This window comes from Thauera sp. 2A1 (assembly GCF_009469595.2).
In the GTDB taxonomy this organism is placed as follows: Bacteria; Pseudomonadota; Gammaproteobacteria; order Burkholderiales; family Rhodocyclaceae; genus Thauera.
In genome coordinates this window covers 36,742-54,741 of sequence record NZ_SSXV01000030.1, presented here as the reverse complement: position 1 = coordinate 54,741, position 18,000 = coordinate 36,742, and the positions used below count along the sequence as shown (strand labels likewise).

Sequence of the window (18,000 nt, the reverse complement as noted above, 5' to 3'; positions counted from 1 at the left end):
GTTCGCCTCGCGGCGAGCCGTCGTCATTCGGAGCGAGGGAAATATCTGCCACGCCATTGACTCCAGTCGGGGTGGAAGGGCTGCATGTGCGGCTTCGGGTCGACGATGCTGGGCGCGCGCAGCAGGGGGAACTGCTGGCCCACCAGCCGCAGCGTCTGCACCGCCGGGCTCGCCAGCAGCAGCTTCATCATCGGGTGGCGCCAGGACAGGCGGTCCACCATGTCGTTGGCCTCGTACTGCACGTCGCCGATGCCGTCGCCGTTGCGGTCCCAGCCGAGGTAGTTGCTCCAGTAGTTGCCTTCCTTCTCGCCCCAGATCATGTCGCGTGCGGCGACGTAGCGGATCTGCTCGCGGTTGGCGATGAAGTCGTTGCCTTCGACCTGGTTGTTCTTGGAGCCCGCCCAAAGGTGGATGCCGACGTGGTTGTCGATGACCGAGTTGCCGCGGATCACGTTGTATTCGGCGTCGTAGATGAAGAAACCGCGCTGGTTGCCGGCGACGACGTTGTTCTCGATCACGGCATCCTGGATCGAGCGCAACATGATGCCGTGGTCGGAATTGCCCCAGGCGCGGTTGTTGCGCACCACCTGGTCGCGTACTTCCATCAGCGCCAGGCCGCCGCGGTTGTACCAGGTCTCGTTGTCCTCCCACACGTTGCGGTAGGAGGTCATGTAGTGCGTGCCATAGCGGCTGTGGTGCAGCTTGTTGCCGCGGAAAAGGGCGTCGTGGGAAACGTCCACATAGATCGCGTCGCGCACGAAGCTGACGTTGTTGCCGATGATGCGGGCGCGGCGCGTGTTGTACAGCTGGATGCCGTTGCCGCGCTTGGGCGAATCGAAATCGCGCTTGCCGGTGATGAGGTTGTTTTCCACCAGCACGTCGTTGGCGCCCTCGATCCACAGCCCGAACAGGGTGTAGGAGAAGTCGCAGTTGCGCACCACCGCACGGTGCGAGCCGGGGTAGATGTAAACGCCGGCGTGCTGCTGCAGCGTGTCGCCGCCGGAGTTGGCGATGATCAGGCCTTCGATCGTCACGTTCTCGGCCTTCACGCTGATGGTGTTTTCCTTCAGCTCGCCGTCTATCGTCGGTCGCTCGATGCCGCGCAGCGTCAACGCCTTTGCGATATGCAGGGGGCCCGAATAGCGACCGTGGGCGACCTCGACGACGTCGCCAGGTGCCGCGCGATCGATCGCGGCCTGCACCGACTCGCCCGGTGCCACGCGCCAGCTCGCTGCGGCGGCCGGTGCAGCCAGCGCGACCAGCAGGGCGGTCACCGCAAGAAAGCGCGAAACGTGGAAGCGGGAGGGCATCGGGGAGACCGGATGAGAGCGTGAAATGAAGTGTGCGGCGTAATGTCGCATCCTGCCTTGATCCAGGTAAAGCGCCCCGCCGGGCCCGGCGCAGAAAAGCAAAGCCGCCCGCGAGCGGGCGGCTTCTGGGCGGGCGACGGCTTCAGATCACCAGCAGACCGAGGCTCTTCAAGCCGATGAACAGCGTCGCACCGATCAGCAGGTTCTTGAAGCCGACGTAGCAGATCATGTCCATCACGCTCGCCTTGCGGTAGCGCTGGCCCCACCACGGGCCCTCCTTCACATAGGGCTTGGAGCCGAGGCGTACCACCACTTCGAACACGCTCCAGCCGAACCACCAGCCGATGATTGCGCCGGGCGTGAGATTGTTGCCCAGCGCCGCCAGCACCCAGACCAGGGTGGCGGCGAGCGCGAGCGCCAGGCCCGCAGCCTGGATCGCGCGCTGGCGCTGGAAGCCGCTGCGGCTCCAGGGCCACAGGTGGTCCCAGATTTCGGCGCCGATGTGCGCCAGGGCGCCACCGCCGACATAGGGCGGTGTCACCGGTTCGGTCATGCTGCGGGGATCGATCATGATGCGCTCCTCGTCGATGTGACGGCGCTCAGGCCTTGGCGGCCGGCACCGGTTTGATCGGGATGTAGTAGCCGTCCTTGCCGATCGGCGTCAGCGGCAGACCAGCCTTGGTGCGGCGCTTGCGCTCCTGCGCCAGCGGAGGGCAGGCGTGCTCGTCGGTGTACAGGACCATGCAGTCGAGGCAGTGCATGCATTCGCGATGATCGATGCGGCCGTGCTCGTCGATCGCCAGCGAACCGCATCCCACTGCGCAGGCCTTGCAGGTGTTGCACTCCTGCTTGCGCTTGAGACCGAACCACCGGAACGTGGAGGGCATCGCGAGCGAGGCGCCGAGCGGGCACAGATATTTGCAGAACGGCCGCTCGATGAAGATCGACAGGCCGAGCAGCACCGCCACGAACAGGGTGTAGGGCCAGGCGCGGTTGAACATGCCGACGAGGAAGGTGGTCTTGAACGGCTCCACTTCGGCGAGCATCTCCGCCAGGCCCATCGAGAACACCGACACCGCGAGCAGGCCGAAGAACACCGCGTACTTGATCCACTTCAGGCGGTTGTGCCATTTCATCGGCAGCGCGAACTGGAAGCGCTTCAGGCCGATGGCGCCGGCGACCTTGTAGATCAGCTCGGAGAGCGAGCCGAACGGGCACATCCAGCCGCAGAACAGGCCGCGACCCCACACGAAGGTGGTGAGGATGATGAAGATCCAGAACAGGAAGATGAACGGATCGGTCAGGAACAACTCCCACTGCCACTTGAACAGCAGCGAGTGGAACCATGTCAGCACCTGGGTGATGGACGGCTGGGCGAGCATGCCAAAGCCGACGAAGCCGATGCTGATGATCCAGAACGTGTACTTGAAGGCATTCACCGGCCACTTGTTCTTGCGTGTCGAGCGGCGCGTCAGCGCATCGCGATTGGCATAGACGGTGGCGACTGCAACCAGCAGCGCGACGAACAGGCCGATCTCGACCGCGCGCGCCTTCCACACCTTGAGCCACGGCGCGTCGGGCTTGACCACCTTGGGCCTCCCACCTTCGATGTAGCGTGCCGGCACCCAGTATTCGTCGCTGAAGCTGACGAAGTCGCGGTGACCGGTTTCGCGGTCGCGCTTGTTGGCGAGGAAGACCAGGTTCCACGGGTAGGCGGCGCTGAAACCGGGATCGCGGATGATGAAGATCGCCGATTCCTTGTATGCCGGTGCGCCGGCCGCCTTCACGCCCCACAGGTTCAGGTAGTCGAGGTCGCGGAAGGTGTACGCGTCCATGTCCTGGCCGACCTGCACGCGGTCGAAGATGCCGCCGCGCACGAAGCCGGAACCCTTGAAGCTGTCGGAGCCGTTGGAGATGATGAAGATCGCATGTTCGCCCGGCTTGAGCTGCGTCATCAGGCTCTGGTAGCCGTTGTCGCCCAGGATGCTGCGGCCGACGGACGGCGTGTTCAGGTAGCCGTACTGCATGTCGACATAGGGTTCGGCCGCGCGCGGCATGCCCAGTTGCTCGGGCTGCACGGTGAGGCGGCGCACGCTACCTTCGTCGACCAGTTGCGCCCAGCTCAGCGTGTCGTTGACCGCCGCGAACTTGATCTGCGGCTTCGGCTCAACCTTCAGGATGCCGACCTGGCGCGCGATCGCGACGCCTGACCGCATGATCACCTGGTTCTGCGCGATCACGGTGACGGTGGCGCCGGTGATGGCATCGAGGCCGATCATGGCTTCGCCTTCGCGCGCCTTGCCGATCTCGATCTTGTCGCCGACGTACTTGCCGAGGTATTGCTTGATGAACTTGGTCAGCACGCTTTCGGGAATGCCCAGCAGCAGGATGGGCTCGCTGTGGCGCAGGATCTTGGTGCCGGTGATGATGCCCTTGGTGTCCATGCCGATCAGCGTGATCACCGGCTTGCCCGAGTAGGCGGGGATGTCGACGATGTCGGTGGACAGGAAGGCATAGCCGACCAGCGTCTTCTGCCCGCCCTCGCTGCGGTAAGCCTCGACGTAGGCGGGCTTGCCCTTGCGCGGCGAGAAGCTGTCCGCGCCGGGCACCACTTCGGCGCAGGGCACATGCTTGCACAGATCGGGATCGCTGTTGATTTCGGCAGGCAGCGGCGCCTCATAGGCGGACTCGGCTGCTGCTGGGAGGGACAGCAAAGAGGTGACGGCGAACAACGCCGCCATGGCTGCGCCCCGCAGGGCGGAGAGGGACTTCATGGCGCACTCCATTAGAGAACCGTGATGGAGTCTAGGCGCCGGGACCATCGATGTATTTGTTCCGCGTCAATTCGATGCAGGGCGATGAATTCCGGCCACCAAAAGCGATCGGGGGGCCTAGCCCCCCGATCCGTTCAGGCGGGGCCGATGTGCTGCCGGCCCCGTGCAACACTGCCTGGCTCAGGCACGCACGATCATGCGGCTGCGCATTTCGAGGTGCAGCGCGTGGCAGAAGTGCGTGCAATAGCACCAGAAGACGCCCGGCTTGTCGGCCTTGAAGGTGACGGACTTCGTCTCATACGGGTTGCAGATGAAGTTGATGTCGTACTTCGGAATCGCGAAGCCGTGGGTCAGGTCTTCCACCTTGTCGAGGTTGGTCAGGTAGATCGTCACCTCGTCACCGACCTTCACTTCGAACTCGCGCAGCGAATACGCCGGCGCCTGCGAGGCGATGCGTACCGTGACCTTCTTGCCTTCGCGGAACACGCCGGATTCCTTCGGATCCTTCAGCGCCATCGGATGATCTTCGAGCGTGCCGACCTGCTTGGTCTTGATCAGGTCGCGCTTGACCATGACGAAGTCGTGCGGCTCGGGATGCACCGGGTGGTCGGCCAGCAGCACCATCTTGTCGCCGCGGATGTCGATCAGCTGCTCGTTTTCCGGGTGCAGCGGACCGACCGGCAGGAAGCGGTCCTTGGAGAACTTGCAGCCCACCGCGAGCAACTGGCCGTCGGCCGCCTTCGTTTCGCCCATCGTCGCGCTCAGGTGGCCCGGCTGGTAATGCACGTCGAGGCGGTCGACCACGTACTGCGCGTTCTTGTCGCCGGCGCTGAACGCGATCGCCTTGTCGATGTTCCACTTCACGATCTGGCTGTCGAGGAACAGCGTGGTGAAGGCGTTGCCGCGGCCGTCGAATGTGGTGTGCAGCGGGCCGAGGCCGACCTCGACTTCAGCGACCACCGCCTTGCGGATGTCGTCCAGCTTGCCGTCGAGGAAATCGGCGACCTTGGCCAGCTCGATGGTGGTGGTGGTCGGCGACAGCTTGCCGGAGCAGATGAAGTACTTGCCGTCCGGGCTGGCATTGACGCCGTGCGGGTTCTTCGGCACCGGCACGTAGGCGGTCAGCGCGGTCTTCGGATCGGGGTTGGCCGCCTTGGTGCCGTCGACCACCGGCACCTTGGAGGCGCCGATGGTGAAGGACTTGCCGTCCTTCACCGCCTTTTCGATGCGGGCGACGTCGAAGAACACGCAGGCGTCCATCTCGGCCGACATCATGTCTTCGTAATGCGCGCCGCCTTCGGTGTTGTACTGGTTGGCAGCGGCGAAACGGCCGTCGTACGAGGTGGCGACGAGGTCCATGTTGCCGTCGATCTTGCACTGCCAGCGCACTTCCATCGTCTCGGCATCGATGCAGGTGAAGAGGCAGTAGTACTTCTTCGGATCATCGACGTCGTGGCCGTCGTTCGGCTGCGGGATGTGGAACTCGTTGCCGCAGAACACGCGCGTGGTGTGGTTGACCGCCTGATCGACCGGGTCGCGCTTGTCCGGGAAGATGCCGTGGAAGCCTTGGACGTTGGGGAGTTCGGTGATTGCGTCGCACTCGAACACGTCGCCGCGGATGCGGGCGATACGGCCGTGGATCTTGTCGTTGACCCAGAAATACTTGCCGTTATAGACGCCGTCGGTGTAGGACCCGTGGATGTGGTGCGTATCGCCGGTCTTGTACTTGAGCTGGCCGTCCGGGCGCGTGCCGATGACTTTCTTCGATTCGTTGGTGATGCCCCAGCCGCTCATGCAGTCGATGTTGAACACCGGGATACGCTTGATCTCGCGCCCCGAGGGCATGCCCAACACGCGCGCCTCGCCCGAGTGGCCGCCGGACCACACGCCGTAGTAAGTGTCGAGCTCGCCCGGCTTCAGGTGGATGTGCATGTCGCTGGTGGCTGCGGCCGGTGCGGCGGCCGGTGCGGCGGCCGGCGCCGGCGCGCCAGGCGCCGCGGCGGGGGCGGCAGGCTGCTGCTTGTTGCAGGCCGACAGACCGACCGACAGGCCGGCACCGGCCAAGCCGGCGAGTGCGGCGGTATTGAGGAACCGGCGGCGGCTCGGGTCGGGCATCGCATCGACCTGATTCATCTGGATGTCGTCTTTCATGATCTGTCGCTCCCGTGTCTGGCGTGATCGTTTTCGTGCAGTCTTCAGGCCCGCTGCGGCGCAGAACGTGCTGCCGCGGTTCAGGCTCGAGGCCTGCGACAATATGTCCTGTGGCGTTTTGTCGCAGGTGCACTGTAGAGGGGGCGCCCCCTGCAAACTTTGATCTAGCTTAAAGCTCAATCAAACGGGGACGCGGATCGTGCCAGGCCGTCATCGCGGCCGGTCCCGCACGGCCTGCGCCTGCTGCCGAGGTCTCACATGCAAATTCCCGAGTCGCGCGCCATGTCCACGACGCAGCCGCCGCGCCGTGCTGCCGCCGACCCGCTGCGCCTGTCGCAGTTGCGCTGGCTGTCGGTGGCCACCATGGCCGGCGTGGCCGGCATCGCCTTTCCGCTGCTCGCGCCGGAGCACGCGGTGGAGCCGTTGCTCGCCGTCGTGCTGTTGCTGGCGGCGGTCAACCTCGCGCTGCTCGCCGTCGCCGGCAGCCTCCTGGCCGGCGTGCTGGCGGGGCGCCGGGGGGCGTTCGCGCAACTGCTGGTCGACCTGTGCGCGTGGGGCGTCTTCCTGTATTTCGGCGGCGGTGTCACCAACCCGGCGACCGTGCTACTGCTGCCGCTGGTCGCGGTCGGCGCCGCCATCCTGCCGGCGCGGCTGGCGTGGGCGCTCGCCGCACTGGCGGTGGCCGAGTATTCGCTGTTGTGGCGCTTCCATCTGCCGGTGAACCTGGCCGACGACGATGCGGCGATGCGCTGGCACCTCGCCGGCATGTGGCTCGGCTTTGCGGTGTCGGCGCTTACCGTGGTGTGGTTCGTGTCGCGCCTGAATGTGGAGATCGCCCGCCGCGACCACGCGCTGGCGCGGGCACGAGAGGCGCAAGCGCGCGACGCCTACGTCGTCGGCCTGGGCAAGCTCGCCGCTGGCGCCGCCCACCGGCTGGGCACGCCGCTGGGCACGCTGCGCATCCTGGTGGACGAACTCGATCGCCGCGCCGACATGCCCGCCGACTGCCGGGAGGATCTGGCGCTGATGCGCGAGCAGGTGGAGCACTGCAAGGCCATCCTTGGCGGGTTGAGCCGCGAGGCGGGGCAGCAGCGCGCCGAAGGCGGCGGCGTGGTGGCGGCGGGCGACTGGCTGGATGCCGTGGTCGAACGCTGGCGCAGCCTGCGTCCGCACGCGCGCGCCGCGCTGACGATCGATGCCGATGCGCGCGCGGTCGGCATCGTCGCCGACGCCAGCCTGGGGGAGGCGCTGCACAACCTCATCGACAACGCGGCCAACGCATGCATCGCTGCGGGCAGGGAGGATGCCCCGGTGGAAGTCACGGCGATGCTTGCCGCCGAGGGCCTGGTGGTGGAGGTGGCCGACCGCGGCGCGGGCATCGCGCCGCAGGTGCTGGAAGTGGTGCGCCGCGGGCCGCTGCAGGAGCGACCCGCGGGCATGGGCGTGGGCCTGTTCCTCGCCCATGCGGCGATCGAGCATCATGGCGGCGCGCTGACGTTCCGTCCACGACCGGGCGGTGGCACCATTGTGCGCTTCAGCCTCGCCCTGCAGGACAAGCAATAGATGAGTTCTCCCGATCAGGCCCCCACGCTGCTGGTGGTCGACGACGACCCCGCCTTCAATCGCGTGCTGGTGCGCGCCCTGGGCCAGCGCGGCTTCGACTGCTATGGCGCCACCGACAGCGAGGGCGCGGTCGAACTGGCGCAGGATCACACGCCCGAGTTCATCGTGCTCGACCTCAACATCGGCGGTGAATCCGGCCTCAAGCTGATCCGCCCCCTGCTCGAGGCCAGCCCCGGCGCGCGCATCCTGGTGCTGACCGGCTACGCCAGCATCGCCACCGCGGTGGATGCGGTGAAGCTGGGCGCCACGCAATACCTGGCCAAGCCGGCCGAGGTCGACGCCATCATCAAGGCGCTCAAGGCCGAGGATGTCGTCATCGACGATCGTGCACCGGAGGCGCCGATGTCGGTCGACCGGCTCGAGTGGGAGCACATCCAGCGCGTGCTCGCCGAGCATGAGGGCAACATCTCCGCCACCGCGCGCGCGCTGCAGATGCACCGCCGCACGCTGCAGCGCAAGCTGGCGCGTCCGCCCGGCCAGGGTGAGCAGTGAGCGCGCCGGCACACCACCTCAAGGCCGACCTGCTGCTGGTCCTCACCACCCTCATCGCCGCCGCGGGGTGGATCTTCTCCAAGGAGGCGCTGGGCGGGCTGCCGCCGCTGCTGTTCGTCGGCACGCGCTTCCTGATCGCGGGCCTCGTGCTGGCGGCATTCTCGGTGGCGCAACTGCGCGCGCTCGATCGCCGCGGCTATGGCAGCGGGCTGCTCGTCGGCGCGCTGTTCGCCGCGGCGATGGCCTTGTGGATCCTCGGCCTGCAGCACACCCGGCACATCGGCGAGAGCTCCTTCATCGCCAGCCTGGGCATCGTGCTGGTGCCGGTGTTCGCGCGGCTCTTCTTCGGCGAGCGGCCGCCGGCGACGACCTGGGCGGCGCTGCCGCTGGCGCTGGCGGGCTTCGCCTGCCTGTCGCTGGCGCATGGTTTCCGGGTCGAGCCGGGGCAGTGGTTCTTCCTTGGTGCGGCGGTGGTCTTCGCGCTGCTGTTCAACGTCAATTCGCACGTCGTGCGCAATGTGCCGGTGCTGGTGCTGAGCACGCTGCAGATGCTGGTGGTGGGCCTGCTGGTGCTGCCGATCGCGCTGTGGTTCGAGCGCTGGCCCGACCAGGTGGCGGGGCCGGTGCTGGGCTGGCTCGCCGCCAGTGCGCTGATCGCCACCACGCTGCGCTTCCTGCTGCAGCTCCACGGCCAGAGCCTGACCACGCCGAGCCACGCCGCCATCATCCTGATGCTGGAACCGGTATGGACGGCGATCCTCGCCGCGTGGTGGTTTGCCGAGACGATGACGGCGCTGCAGCTCGTCGGCTGCACGCTGATTTTCGCCGCCCTGCTGATCAGCCGCTGGAGCTGGATGCGCGGCCTGTTCCGCGCGTGGTTCGAAGCACGCGCGAGCGGCTGACCGGATTCCAACCGGTCGCTGCGCCTGCGCCGGAATCCAACTTCCGATACAAAACGCGGGTGCCCAGGTGACACAATGAAGACCTGAACGAGCATGCGCCCGGCTTCATCGATGCAGACCGCATCGCCTGCGTGCGCAAGGGAGGTCGAAAATGAAGAACATCAAGCTCGCCTATGCCGGGCTGCTCGCGCTGCTGAGCCTGCTGTGGTGGATGGCCGATCCGCTGCTGCCCAAGGGCTACGAGTATTTCGCGCTGCGCACGGTGGCGATCAACTACACCGGCGTCCTCGCCATGGGCGTCATGAGCGCCGGCATGCTGCTGGCGCTGCGCCCGGTGAGTTTCGAGCCGCTGCTGGGCGGCATGGACAAGGCCTACCGCCTGCACAAGTGGCTGGGCGTCACCGGGCTGGTGGTCGCCATCATCCACTGGCTGTGGGCGCAGGGCACCAAGTGGGCGGTGGGCTGGGGCTGGCTGGTGAAGCCGGCGCGCGGGCCGCGACCGGAGCAGACCGACCCCATCCTGCGCTTCCTGCAGCAGCAGCGCGGGCTGGCCGAAAGCGTCGGCGAGTGGGCGTTCTATGCCGCCGTGGTGCTGATCGTGCTGGCGCTGGTGAAGCGCTTCCCCTACCGACTGTTCGTCAAGACCCATCGCCTGCTGGCGATCGCGTACCTGGCGCTGGTGTTCCACTCGGTGGTGCTGATTCCGGTCGGCTACTGGACGCAGGGCATCGGCCCGGTCATGGTGCTGCTGATGGCGGGCGGCTCGGCGAGCGCGGTCGTGTCCCTGCTGCGCAAGGTGGGCGAGCAGCGCAAGGTAGTGGCGGAGATCGAGGAACTCGATCATTTCCGCGACAACCAGGTGCTCAAGGTCGGTTTGCGCCTGCAGGGGCAGTGGCCGGGCCATCAGGCCGGCCAGTTCGCCTTCGTGACTTTCGATGCGGCCGAAGGGGCGCATCCCTTCACCATTTCCTCGGGCTGGCAGGGTGACGGACGGCTCGTCTTCATGATCAAGGGCCTGGGCGACTACACGTCGCGCCTGCCGGAAGTGCTGCGCGTCGGCGACACCGTCACCGTGGAGGGGCCCTATGGCCGCTTCGCCTTCGCAGGCGGCAGGCCGCGGCAGATCTGGGTCGGCGGCGGCATCGGCATCACGCCCTTCATCGCCCGCCTGCAGGCGCTCGCGGTGCAAGCGGATGGCAGGCCGGTTGATCTCTTCTACAGCACCAGCGCGCCCGACGAGGTCTTCATCGCCCGCCTGCGCCGCGCCGCGGAGGCCGCAAGGGCGCGGCTGCACGTGCTGGTCACGGCGAAGGACGGGCGGCTCGACGTGGCGCGCATCTGCCAGGCCGTGCCCGAGTGGGCGCAGGCCGACGTCTGGTTCTGCGGCCCGGCGGGCTTCGGCCAGGCGCTGCGCGAGGGCTTCACGGCCAGGGGGTTGCAGCCAGGCGATTTCCATCAGGAGCTGTTCGACATGCGCTAGGCGGCACTCGGCACATGTCTGGCATTGGGTGCCCGGCAAGGCTTAAGCTTCGAGGCGAACGCGGGCAGGGCGTCATCCTCCCTGCCTGGCTCAGGCTCCGACCAGCGAGAGTGTCTCCCCCATGCGCCTGCTGTTGCTCGAAGACGATCCCATCATCGGCGAGGGCCTGCGCGACTTCCTGCGCAGCGAAGGGCATGTCGTCGACTGGGTCGATACGCTGGCGAAGGCGAACCGCTGTGTCGGCGAGACCTACGACGCCTGGCTGATCGACTGGAACCTGCCTGACGGCTCAGGCATCGACTGGCTGCGGCGCATGCGAACCCGCGGCATGAAGGTGCCGGCACTGGTGCTCACCGCGCGCGATCAGGTGAAGGATCGCATCGAAGGCCTGGACGGCGGTGCCGACGATTTCATGGTGAAGCCCTTCGCGCCGGAGGAATTGTGCGCACGACTGCGCGCGGTCGCCCGTCGCAGCGCCGGCGGGGATCATCGGAAGGTCTTCGGGCCGGTCACGGTCGACCTCGGCGCCAGAGCCGTCTGCGTCGATGGGCAAGGCGTGGAGCTGACCGCCCGCGAATGGGCGATCGTCGAGGCGCTGGTGCTGCGCGCCGGTCGCATCGTGTCGCGCAGCGAACTGGAGAGCCTGGTGTGCGGTTTCGACAGCGAGATCGCAAGCAACTCGATCGAGGTCCATGTCTCGAAGCTGCGCGCCAAGCTCGGACGCAGCTTCATCGACACGGTGCGCGGCCTCGGCTATCGCGTCCCCTTGGCCTGACCCCCGACTGCCGCTGCGATGCCGCTTCCTTCCCTCCGCAAACGCGTCGCCCGTACGCTGCTCCTCAGCGCCGTCGTCTGGGGTGTGCTGATCACCGCTGCAGTGTGGTGGGTGATCGGTCATGAGATCGACGAGCTGATGGACCATCGGCTGCGCGAATCGGCCGAGATGTTCCAGCACATCCTGGCCATCGCGCCGGACGACGGGCGTGACGAGCGCGTTCCGCAGGAGCACGCCGAGTACGAGGACTATCTCGTCTGGCAGTTGGTCGACCGCGACAGCGGTGCGGTGCTGCGCCGCTCGCACAAGGCGCCGGCCGTCGCGCTGCGCACCGAGGCCGCAGCCGGCTTTGCCGACACGGCCGATGGTCAGTGGCGGCTGGTCACCCTCGATTTCGACTCGGCGCCGCGCCGCTTCCTGCTGGTGGCGCAGAGCGAGTGGGAGCGCCGCGAGGCACGCACCGAGGCACTGCTGTACACGCTCGGCAGCGCGCTGATGATGAGCCTGCTGGCTTACCTGCTGGCCAACGCGCGCCTGCATCGTGAACTGCGTCCCCTGATCGAGCTGTCGGCAGCCGTGCAGCGCTACGACCCGCTGCTGCCCGGCACGGCGCCGAACACGAGCAGCCGGGCCGAGCTGGAGCCGATCGAACAGGCGGTGCGCGATCTCGGCCAGCGCCTCGCCCTGCGCATCGTCAGCGAGCGCGCGTTCACCGCGCATGCCGCCCATGCGCTGCGCACCCCGCTGGCCGGCATGGATGCGCAACTGGCGATCGCGCTGAAGGAGGCGCCCGCCGACCTTCAACCGCGGCTGCGTCGGATCCGTGAAGCGGCGACGCGCTTGAGCCGCGTCATGCAGGCGCTGTTGACGATGTTCCGCAGCGGCATCGAGCCGGCGCGACAGGCGGTCACGCTCGCCGAAGTGCTCGCACCGCTGCCTTTCGATCCGCTTCGGCTCGAAGTCGTCGAGGATGCACCGCTGCATGCCGACCCGGACCTGATGTCCGCCGTGCTGATGAATCTGCTCGACAACGCGCTGCGCCATCACGCCCGCTGCGTGCGCCTGGGCGTCACCGCCGCGGCGGGATGGAACCGGCTCTGGGTGCAGGACGACGGCGAGGGCTGTCCCAGCGAGCGCCTGCAGGGGCTGCGCGATGCGCTCGACCGCCAGGACTACGGCCCTGGCAGTCCGCTCAGGGGGCTCGGGCTGATCCTGGCCGATCTCGTGGTGCGTGCGCACCATGGCCGCCTCGAATTGCGCGATGTCGATGAGGGCTTTCGCATCGAACTGAGCTGGCCGATCGTCGGCTGAGGGCCATCGCCTGGGAGACGGCGGGCCCGCAGGCCCGCGCGCCTGAAAGCACTCAGGCGATGAGTTGGATGTCGGTCCAATCCACCGTCGGGTGCGCCTTGCCCGTGCCCACCAGCGCCACCTGGATGGCGGCGATGTCGCCCGTGCCGTCGGCGTCGTAGTACAGGGCGCCGGTCGAGGTGTTGTAGATCAGCCGGTCGGTCGCGTCGTGCGCCGTATTCGCGCCCGCGGCGGCCCAGAACTCGTCCGCCGTCCCGGTCGTCCCCAGGCCGTCGAACACGGCCATGCTGAACCCCAGCTTGTCCGTCAGATGGGTGAAGTCGGTGAGGGTATCGACATTGGTCGAGGCGTTGGGCGCGGTGTCGAACACGAACAGGTCGGCGCCGCCGCCGCCGGTCAGCAGGTCCTTCCCCGTCCCGCCGGCGAGCACGTCGGCGCCCGCGCCGCCGAGCAGCTTGTCGGCCCCGGCGCCCCCTTCGAGCCTGTCGCCGTGCTGGCCGCCGGTCAGCGTGTTGGCGCCGGCATTGCCGATGATGACCAGGCCGTTGGCCGCCGCTGACGCGTCGACGTTCAGCGCCGTGGTGCCCGTGGTGTCTGCAACGGCGCCGGTGCCGGTGCCGAGCACGACGCGCTCGATGCCGGTATCCGCCGCGTAGATCTTCAGCGTGCTCGCCTTGGTCGCGGAGAAGCGGACTTCATCGACACCGGTCATGCCGGTATCTCTGAATTCGGCTCTGCCGTGCTCCTTGGACTGATGCACCAGATACAGATCGGAGCCTTCGCCGCCGTCGAGCAGATCGCGGCCCGCGCCGCCGTCGAGGATGTCATTGCCGGCCAGCCCGTAAAGGCTGTCCTGCCCCGCCAGGCCGGACAGGGTGTCGTTGCCCGAATCGCCGGTCAGCGTGTCTGCGCCGCTTGTTCCCTGCAGGTTCAGGTCGCGCGCCACGACCGCAGCGGTCGCGGCCGAGGTTTCGGATTCGAAGGTGCCGAAGGCGTCGGTGTAGGACGCGAACACGGTGATCGCCTTGCCGACTTCAGCCGCCGTCAGCGTCAGCGCACTGCCGGTGGCGCCCTGGATGTCGACGCCGGCGGCGCGCCACTGGTACGCGACCGCTCCCATGCCGTCGGCGTCGGCCAGCGTGTTGCTGGCGGTCAGCGTCTGGCCGTCCTGCGCGGTGCCGCTGATGGAGACCGTGCCGGTGTGGGGGTCGTTGACGTTGGCGATGGTCCGGGCTTCGCTCACGAAATCGGTCGTGCCGCCCAGCGCATCGGTAGTGGTGGCCACCACCCGCACCACCTTGCCGACATCGCTCTGGTCGTCCGCGATGGCGAGCGTCGCGCCCGTCGCCCCGGCGATCGCCTGCCACACGGGCGCGTCCGCCGTCCCGATGTTCTCCTGCCACTGGAAGCTGGTCCCGATGAGGCCGTCGGGGTCCGTCACGTTCGCGAGGGCCAGCAGGCTGCCGCCTTCCTCCGCCACCCCCGAGACGCTCAGCGACCCGGTCGCCGGATGATCCACCGGCGGCACGACGGGCTGCACGATCAGCAGGGTGGCGGCGGTCGCCACACCGCCCTGCCCATCGCCGACCGACCAGGACAGTTCCACCGGGCCGGCAAAGCCGGGGTCCGGCGTGAAGGTCCAGCTTCCGTCGGCATTGAGCGCAATGCTGCCGCCCTGGTCGACCTGCAGGCCTGCAGCCGCGAGGATGCCGCCATCGGCATCGCTGAATCCCGCCACCAGGTCGGCATTGGCGATCGTCAGCGCGGTGTCCTGCAGGGTCTGGAATTCGGCCGTGGCCACGCCGGTGGGCGCCTGGTTGATATGGACGCTGATCACCTCGATGTGATCGAGGAAGGGCTTCAGGTTGTCCGCCTGGCCGGCCCAGTCGTTCCAGACCTTCTTGGCCGTGTCGAAATCGGGCGCATCCGCCATGTCGAGGTTGAGCCCCTGCACGAGGGCAAGCGAGCCTGCATCCAGGCCCGCGCTGGTCAGATCCGCCGCGCTGGTGAGGTCCAGGGTGGCGTTGGCCGCGCTGGCGTTGAGCACGGCCAGGGTCAGGTTCATGCCGCTCGGGTCCGACACCGAGGCGGCCATGGCCACCTGCGCGGCGATCTTCAGGAAGCTCAGCGCCGCCGCATCGGTCGCATCGGCGGCGAGCGCCGCCAGCGCGTCGTAGTGGGCCAGGTCCACCGCCGGGTCGATGCCCAGCACCTGCTTGATGATCTGCGACGCTTCGGCCGGGGTGTAGCCCAGGCCGGTGGCGTCCTGCACCAGCGTCGTCAGCGGATCCTGCACCGAGGCGCCCGCCGGCGCGGTGATCAGCATCGGCGCGATGACGATGTCGGCCGACGTCTGGGCCACCGTCACCGCGGCGCTGACCGGGCTTTCGGGCGTGCCCGTAGCGTCGCTGTAGGCGACTGCCACCTTCACCTGCAGCCCGGCAGCGTTGTCCGCGAGGTCGAACTTGCTGGTCGTGACGCCGGTGTTGGTCCACGTGTTGCCATCGGTCGATGTCTGCCACTGATAGGTGATCGCGCCGGAGTCCGTGGGGACGCCGTCGGCATCGATCACGATCGCCGTCAGCGTCTTGCCGGCCATCGCGACGCCGCTGATGACGACCGATCCGGCGCTGTTGGGGCCGCCCGGGGGATTGGTGTCCACGGCGACGAGGGTGCCGCCGACGAGGGCGAACAGGCCGTCCTTGAACTTGAACTGCTCGATGTTGACCAGCGTGTCGCTGCCTTCCGCGGCGGACACGACCTGGACCGTCGTGCCGCTGACGTTCAGCGCGTAGTCGGCCTTGTTGCCGGTGAACACCGCCGTATCGATGTCGGCGCCGCCGTCCAGGTAGTCGTTGCCCGCGTCGCCTTCGATGTCGTCGGCGCCACTGCCGCCGTAGACGGTGTCGTTGCCCGCTCCGGCCACCACGATGTCGTCGCCGGCTCCCGCGTAGGCCACGTCGTTGCCGCTCTGCAGGTCGAAATATTCGTTCTTGGCCGAGCCGACGACGGTGTCGTCACCCGTCGTGCCGCCCCCGGGATTGGACACCACGCCCGAGCCGGGGATGTTGCCGGCGGTCATGTTGGCGATGAACAGGCCGCTGTCCAGGATGTGGTCGCCGGTGTCGGCGATGCCGATCTTGATGTGGTTGATTGCGCCGTTGCCGTTGATCGGCGCGACGATCTTCAGCACCTGGCTCACGCCGTCGTACTGGATCGACAACAGGCCGGCCGCGTTGTCCTGGAAGTAGCCGGCCGCCAGGTTGGGGCTGATCACGCTCAGCGGCGCCTTCGGGTCGTGGTTGAACAGCGCGTAGTTCTGGCCATTGACGATGACCACCGCACAGTCGACGAAGGCGTCCACCCACTCGGGGTATTCCTCGGAGCCGAACACGAGGTCGAAGCTGATCGAGGTCGCGTTCGGATCGCTGGCGCTAAAGTCGAACTCGAACGTGGTGGCGTCGTAGGACTGGGTCTGGAACACCGTGTTCACCACGGCATCGATGTCCGCGTCACCGTTGTAGAAGCCGCTGACGCCACTGTTGTCCTGTCCGTCCCAGCCGATCGTGTTGCTCGTGCCCGGGGCGTAGCCCGAGGTCAGCAGCAGGCCGGCGCCGATGCCCAGGCTGCTCGCGAGCGAGCCGTCGTAGAAATTGACCGCATCGAAGCTCGAGGCATGAAGCGTGACGGGCGAGAGCAGTTGGATGCCCGAGTTGGCGGCGAGCAGCGCCGTGGCGAGATCGTCGGGCGTGGAGGCAGACGAATAGGCGGTGAAGGTGGCCATGGCGAACTCCTTGCGACTGAGGGGGCGGCAGTGACGGGCGGTCGCGTTGCCCCACGCGGGGCGGCGACTTGACGCGACACGCTATCACCGCAGGCTGAAGCCCCGCTGAAGTCGAATGGCATTCTGGCGAGTTGCGGCGAGCGGCTGTCCCTTGACAATCGAATCGCCCCGATCTTAATTGCATGGACGGTGCGTCGATCCGGCGTTCAGGGGCCTCATGCGGAGCCCGGGCATCCGGGCGGCGGGGGGACGATGATCGAGTCGGAGCGGTGGAAATGGATTTCCTTGTTGCGCTGGACGTGCTGCTGGGGTTGGCGCTCGTCTATCTGGTGTTCGCGCTCGCGGTCACGTCGATCAACGAGTTCGTCGCCGCGGCGCTCAGCAGCCGTGCGCGCTGGCTGCGCAAGGGCATCGCCAGCCTGCTGTCCTCCGATCCGAAGGCGCTGGCCGAGGGCAAGGCGGACCAGGTGCTCGATTCGCCCTTCCTGTCCCATATGGGCACGCCGGGCCTGTTCAAGACCTTCCGCGCGAGCTACGTGTCGGCATGGCCCCTGATTCAGGGCGTCCTCGCAACCGTCGACGGCTTCAGGGCCGATGCCTTCGCCCGCGTGAGCGACATCCGCGCGCTGGCGGAAAAGCTCGACGACAAGTCGCCGATCCGCAGCATCCTCATCGACCTCTGTGCGCGCGCCAATGGCGACCTGGCGAAGTTCCAGGAGCTGCTCGACGCCTGGTTCAAGACCTTCGAGGACCAGCTCACCGCCTGGTACCGGCAGAAGACGCAGTACGTGGTCGTCGGCCTGTCGCTGTTCGTCGCGGTGGCGATGAACGTCGACACGATCGACATCGCGCGCCAGTTGTCGGCCGACCCCGCCCTGCGCAAGGAGCTGGTGAAACAGGGCTCGCAGGTGCAGGCCTTGATGGACACGACCGCGCGCGACGCGGCGAAGGAGGCCTACGACAAGGCGGTCGCCACGCGCAGGCAGGCGGAGCAGGCCGCGGGCTGCCCGCTACAGGCAGGCGGCGAGGGGCCTGCGGAGGAATGTCTGCAGTCGCACCCGGACCTGCAGGCCGCCCTCGACAACGAGGAAGCGCTGCGGGATGCCCTGGACGAGGAGCGGGCAGCGGTGGACGAGCGCATCGTCGATCAGATCGACACCCTGACGGGCGCAGGCCTGTCATTGGGCTGGGACGAGGACGAGTTCCATGAATGGATTGGCGACCTCTTCTCGCGCGAGGGCTTCGAGAAGCTGGTCGGCCTGCTGCTGTCGGCCTTCGCGCTGGCGCTGGGTGCGCCGTTCTGGTTCAACGTGCTGAAGTCGGTCGCCTCGGTGCGCTCGGTGGGTGCGAACATGCTCGAGAAGAAGAACGACGCGGCGGCGAAGTGAGCTGCGAGCG

The 18,000-nt window shown here is 67.5% G+C and carries 12 protein-coding genes; 7 read left to right on the top strand and 5 right to left on the bottom strand.

All coding sequences use genetic code 11. The features are described from left to right. Nucleotides 1–23: 23 nt before the first annotated feature. From GH664_RS20315 to nosZ, 4 genes are all read right to left on the bottom strand, one after another. Entirely contained in the window at nt 24–1,310 is a 1,287-nt protein-coding gene (locus GH664_RS20315) for a nitrous oxide reductase family maturation protein NosD (protein ID WP_153169937.1), read from the bottom strand. A gap of 142 nt (nt 1,311–1,452) precedes the next feature. Beyond that, nucleotides 1,453–1,881 (bottom strand): transcription regulator, encoded by a 429-nt coding sequence (locus tag GH664_RS20310; protein WP_153169936.1) that lies wholly within the window; start codon nt 1,879–1,881, stop codon nt 1,453–1,455. 28 nt (nt 1,882–1,909) lie between these two features. Then, complete coding sequence (locus GH664_RS20305; protein WP_153169935.1) at nt 1,910–4,084, bottom strand: NosR/NirI family protein; 2,175 nt, start codon at nt 4,082–4,084, stop codon at nt 1,910–1,912. Nucleotides 4,085–4,264: 180 nt separating this feature from the next. Then, nucleotides 4,265–6,235 (bottom strand): TAT-dependent nitrous-oxide reductase, encoded by a 1,971-nt coding sequence (gene nosZ / locus GH664_RS20300; RefSeq protein ID WP_153169934.1) that lies wholly within the window; start codon nt 6,233–6,235, stop codon nt 4,265–4,267. Between the two features lie 282 nt (nt 6,236–6,517). Here nosZ and GH664_RS20295 point away from each other — a divergent pair, with 282 nt between their 5' ends. From GH664_RS20295 to GH664_RS20270, 6 genes are all read left to right on the top strand, one after another. Beyond that, a complete protein-coding gene (locus tag GH664_RS20295; protein WP_228111642.1) occupies nt 6,518–7,798 on the top strand; it encodes a sensor histidine kinase KdpD in 1,281 nt (426 codons plus the stop codon). Further along, a complete protein-coding gene (locus tag GH664_RS20290) occupies nt 7,799–8,350 on the top strand; it encodes a response regulator transcription factor (protein WP_153169932.1) in 552 nt (183 codons plus the stop codon). Then, nucleotides 8,347–9,252 carry a DMT family transporter gene (locus GH664_RS20285; protein WP_153169931.1) on the top strand — a complete coding sequence of 302 codons (906 nt, stop codon included), beginning with the start codon at nt 8,347–8,349 and terminating at the stop codon, nt 9,250–9,252. Before GH664_RS20290 ends, GH664_RS20285 begins: the two co-directional genes overlap by 4 nt. A gap of 151 nt (nt 9,253–9,403) precedes the next feature. Beyond that, nucleotides 9,404–10,732, top strand: coding sequence for a ferric reductase-like transmembrane domain-containing protein (locus GH664_RS20280; RefSeq protein WP_153169930.1), 1,329 nt, complete (start codon nt 9,404–9,406; stop codon nt 10,730–10,732). 121 nt (nt 10,733–10,853) lie between these two features. Beyond that, nucleotides 10,854–11,507: a response regulator transcription factor gene (locus tag GH664_RS20275; protein WP_153169929.1), complete on the top strand. Its 654-nt coding sequence runs from the start codon at nt 10,854–10,856 to the stop codon at nt 11,505–11,507. Between the two features lie 18 nt (nt 11,508–11,525). Next, nucleotides 11,526–12,818 carry a sensor histidine kinase KdpD gene (locus GH664_RS20270; protein WP_153169928.1) on the top strand — a complete coding sequence of 431 codons (1,293 nt, stop codon included), beginning with the start codon at nt 11,526–11,528 and terminating at the stop codon, nt 12,816–12,818. Nucleotides 12,819–12,870: 52 nt separating this feature from the next. On the opposite strand, the gene GH664_RS20265 is transcribed toward GH664_RS20270, so the two are convergent. Beyond that, nucleotides 12,871–16,602, bottom strand: a complete 3,732-nt coding sequence (locus GH664_RS20265; protein ID WP_153169927.1) for a choice-of-anchor L domain-containing protein — start codon at nt 16,600–16,602, stop codon at nt 12,871–12,873. A gap of 275 nt (nt 16,603–16,877) precedes the next feature. On the opposite strand from GH664_RS20265, the gene GH664_RS20260 reads away from it, so the two are divergent. After that, a complete protein-coding gene (locus GH664_RS20260) occupies nt 16,878–17,990 on the top strand; it encodes a hypothetical protein (protein WP_153169926.1) in 1,113 nt (370 codons plus the stop codon). Nucleotides 17,991–18,000: the final 10 nt, after the last annotated feature.

Bases quoted from the DNA above. Each gene is read 5' to 3' on its own strand.
- GH664_RS20315 (WP_153169937.1), bottom strand. From the start codon at position 1,310: ATGCCCTCCCGCTTCCACGTTTCGCGCTTTCTTGCGGTGACCGCCCTG.
- GH664_RS20310 (WP_153169936.1), bottom strand. From the start codon at position 1,881: ATGATCGATCCCCGCAGCATGACCGAACCGGTGACACCGCCCTATGTC.
- GH664_RS20305 (WP_153169935.1), bottom strand. From the start codon at position 4,084: ATGAAGTCCCTCTCCGCCCTGCGGGGCGCAGCCATGGCGGCGTTGTTC.
- nosZ (WP_153169934.1), bottom strand. From the start codon at position 6,235: ATGAAAGACGACATCCAGATGAATCAGGTCGATGCGATGCCCGACCCG.
- GH664_RS20295 (WP_228111642.1), top strand. From the start codon at position 6,518: ATGTCCACGACGCAGCCGCCGCGCCGTGCTGCCGCCGACCCGCTGCGC.
- GH664_RS20290 (WP_153169932.1), top strand. From the start codon at position 7,799: ATGAGTTCTCCCGATCAGGCCCCCACGCTGCTGGTGGTCGACGACGAC.
- GH664_RS20280 (WP_153169930.1), top strand. From the start codon at position 9,404: ATGAAGAACATCAAGCTCGCCTATGCCGGGCTGCTCGCGCTGCTGAGC.
- GH664_RS20275 (WP_153169929.1), top strand. From the start codon at position 10,854: ATGCGCCTGCTGTTGCTCGAAGACGATCCCATCATCGGCGAGGGCCTG.
- GH664_RS20270 (WP_153169928.1), top strand. From the start codon at position 11,526: ATGCCGCTTCCTTCCCTCCGCAAACGCGTCGCCCGTACGCTGCTCCTC.
- GH664_RS20265 (WP_153169927.1), bottom strand. From the start codon at position 16,602: ATGGCCACCTTCACCGCCTATTCGTCTGCCTCCACGCCCGACGATCTC.
- GH664_RS20260 (WP_153169926.1), top strand. From the start codon at position 16,878: ATGGATTTCCTTGTTGCGCTGGACGTGCTGCTGGGGTTGGCGCTCGTC.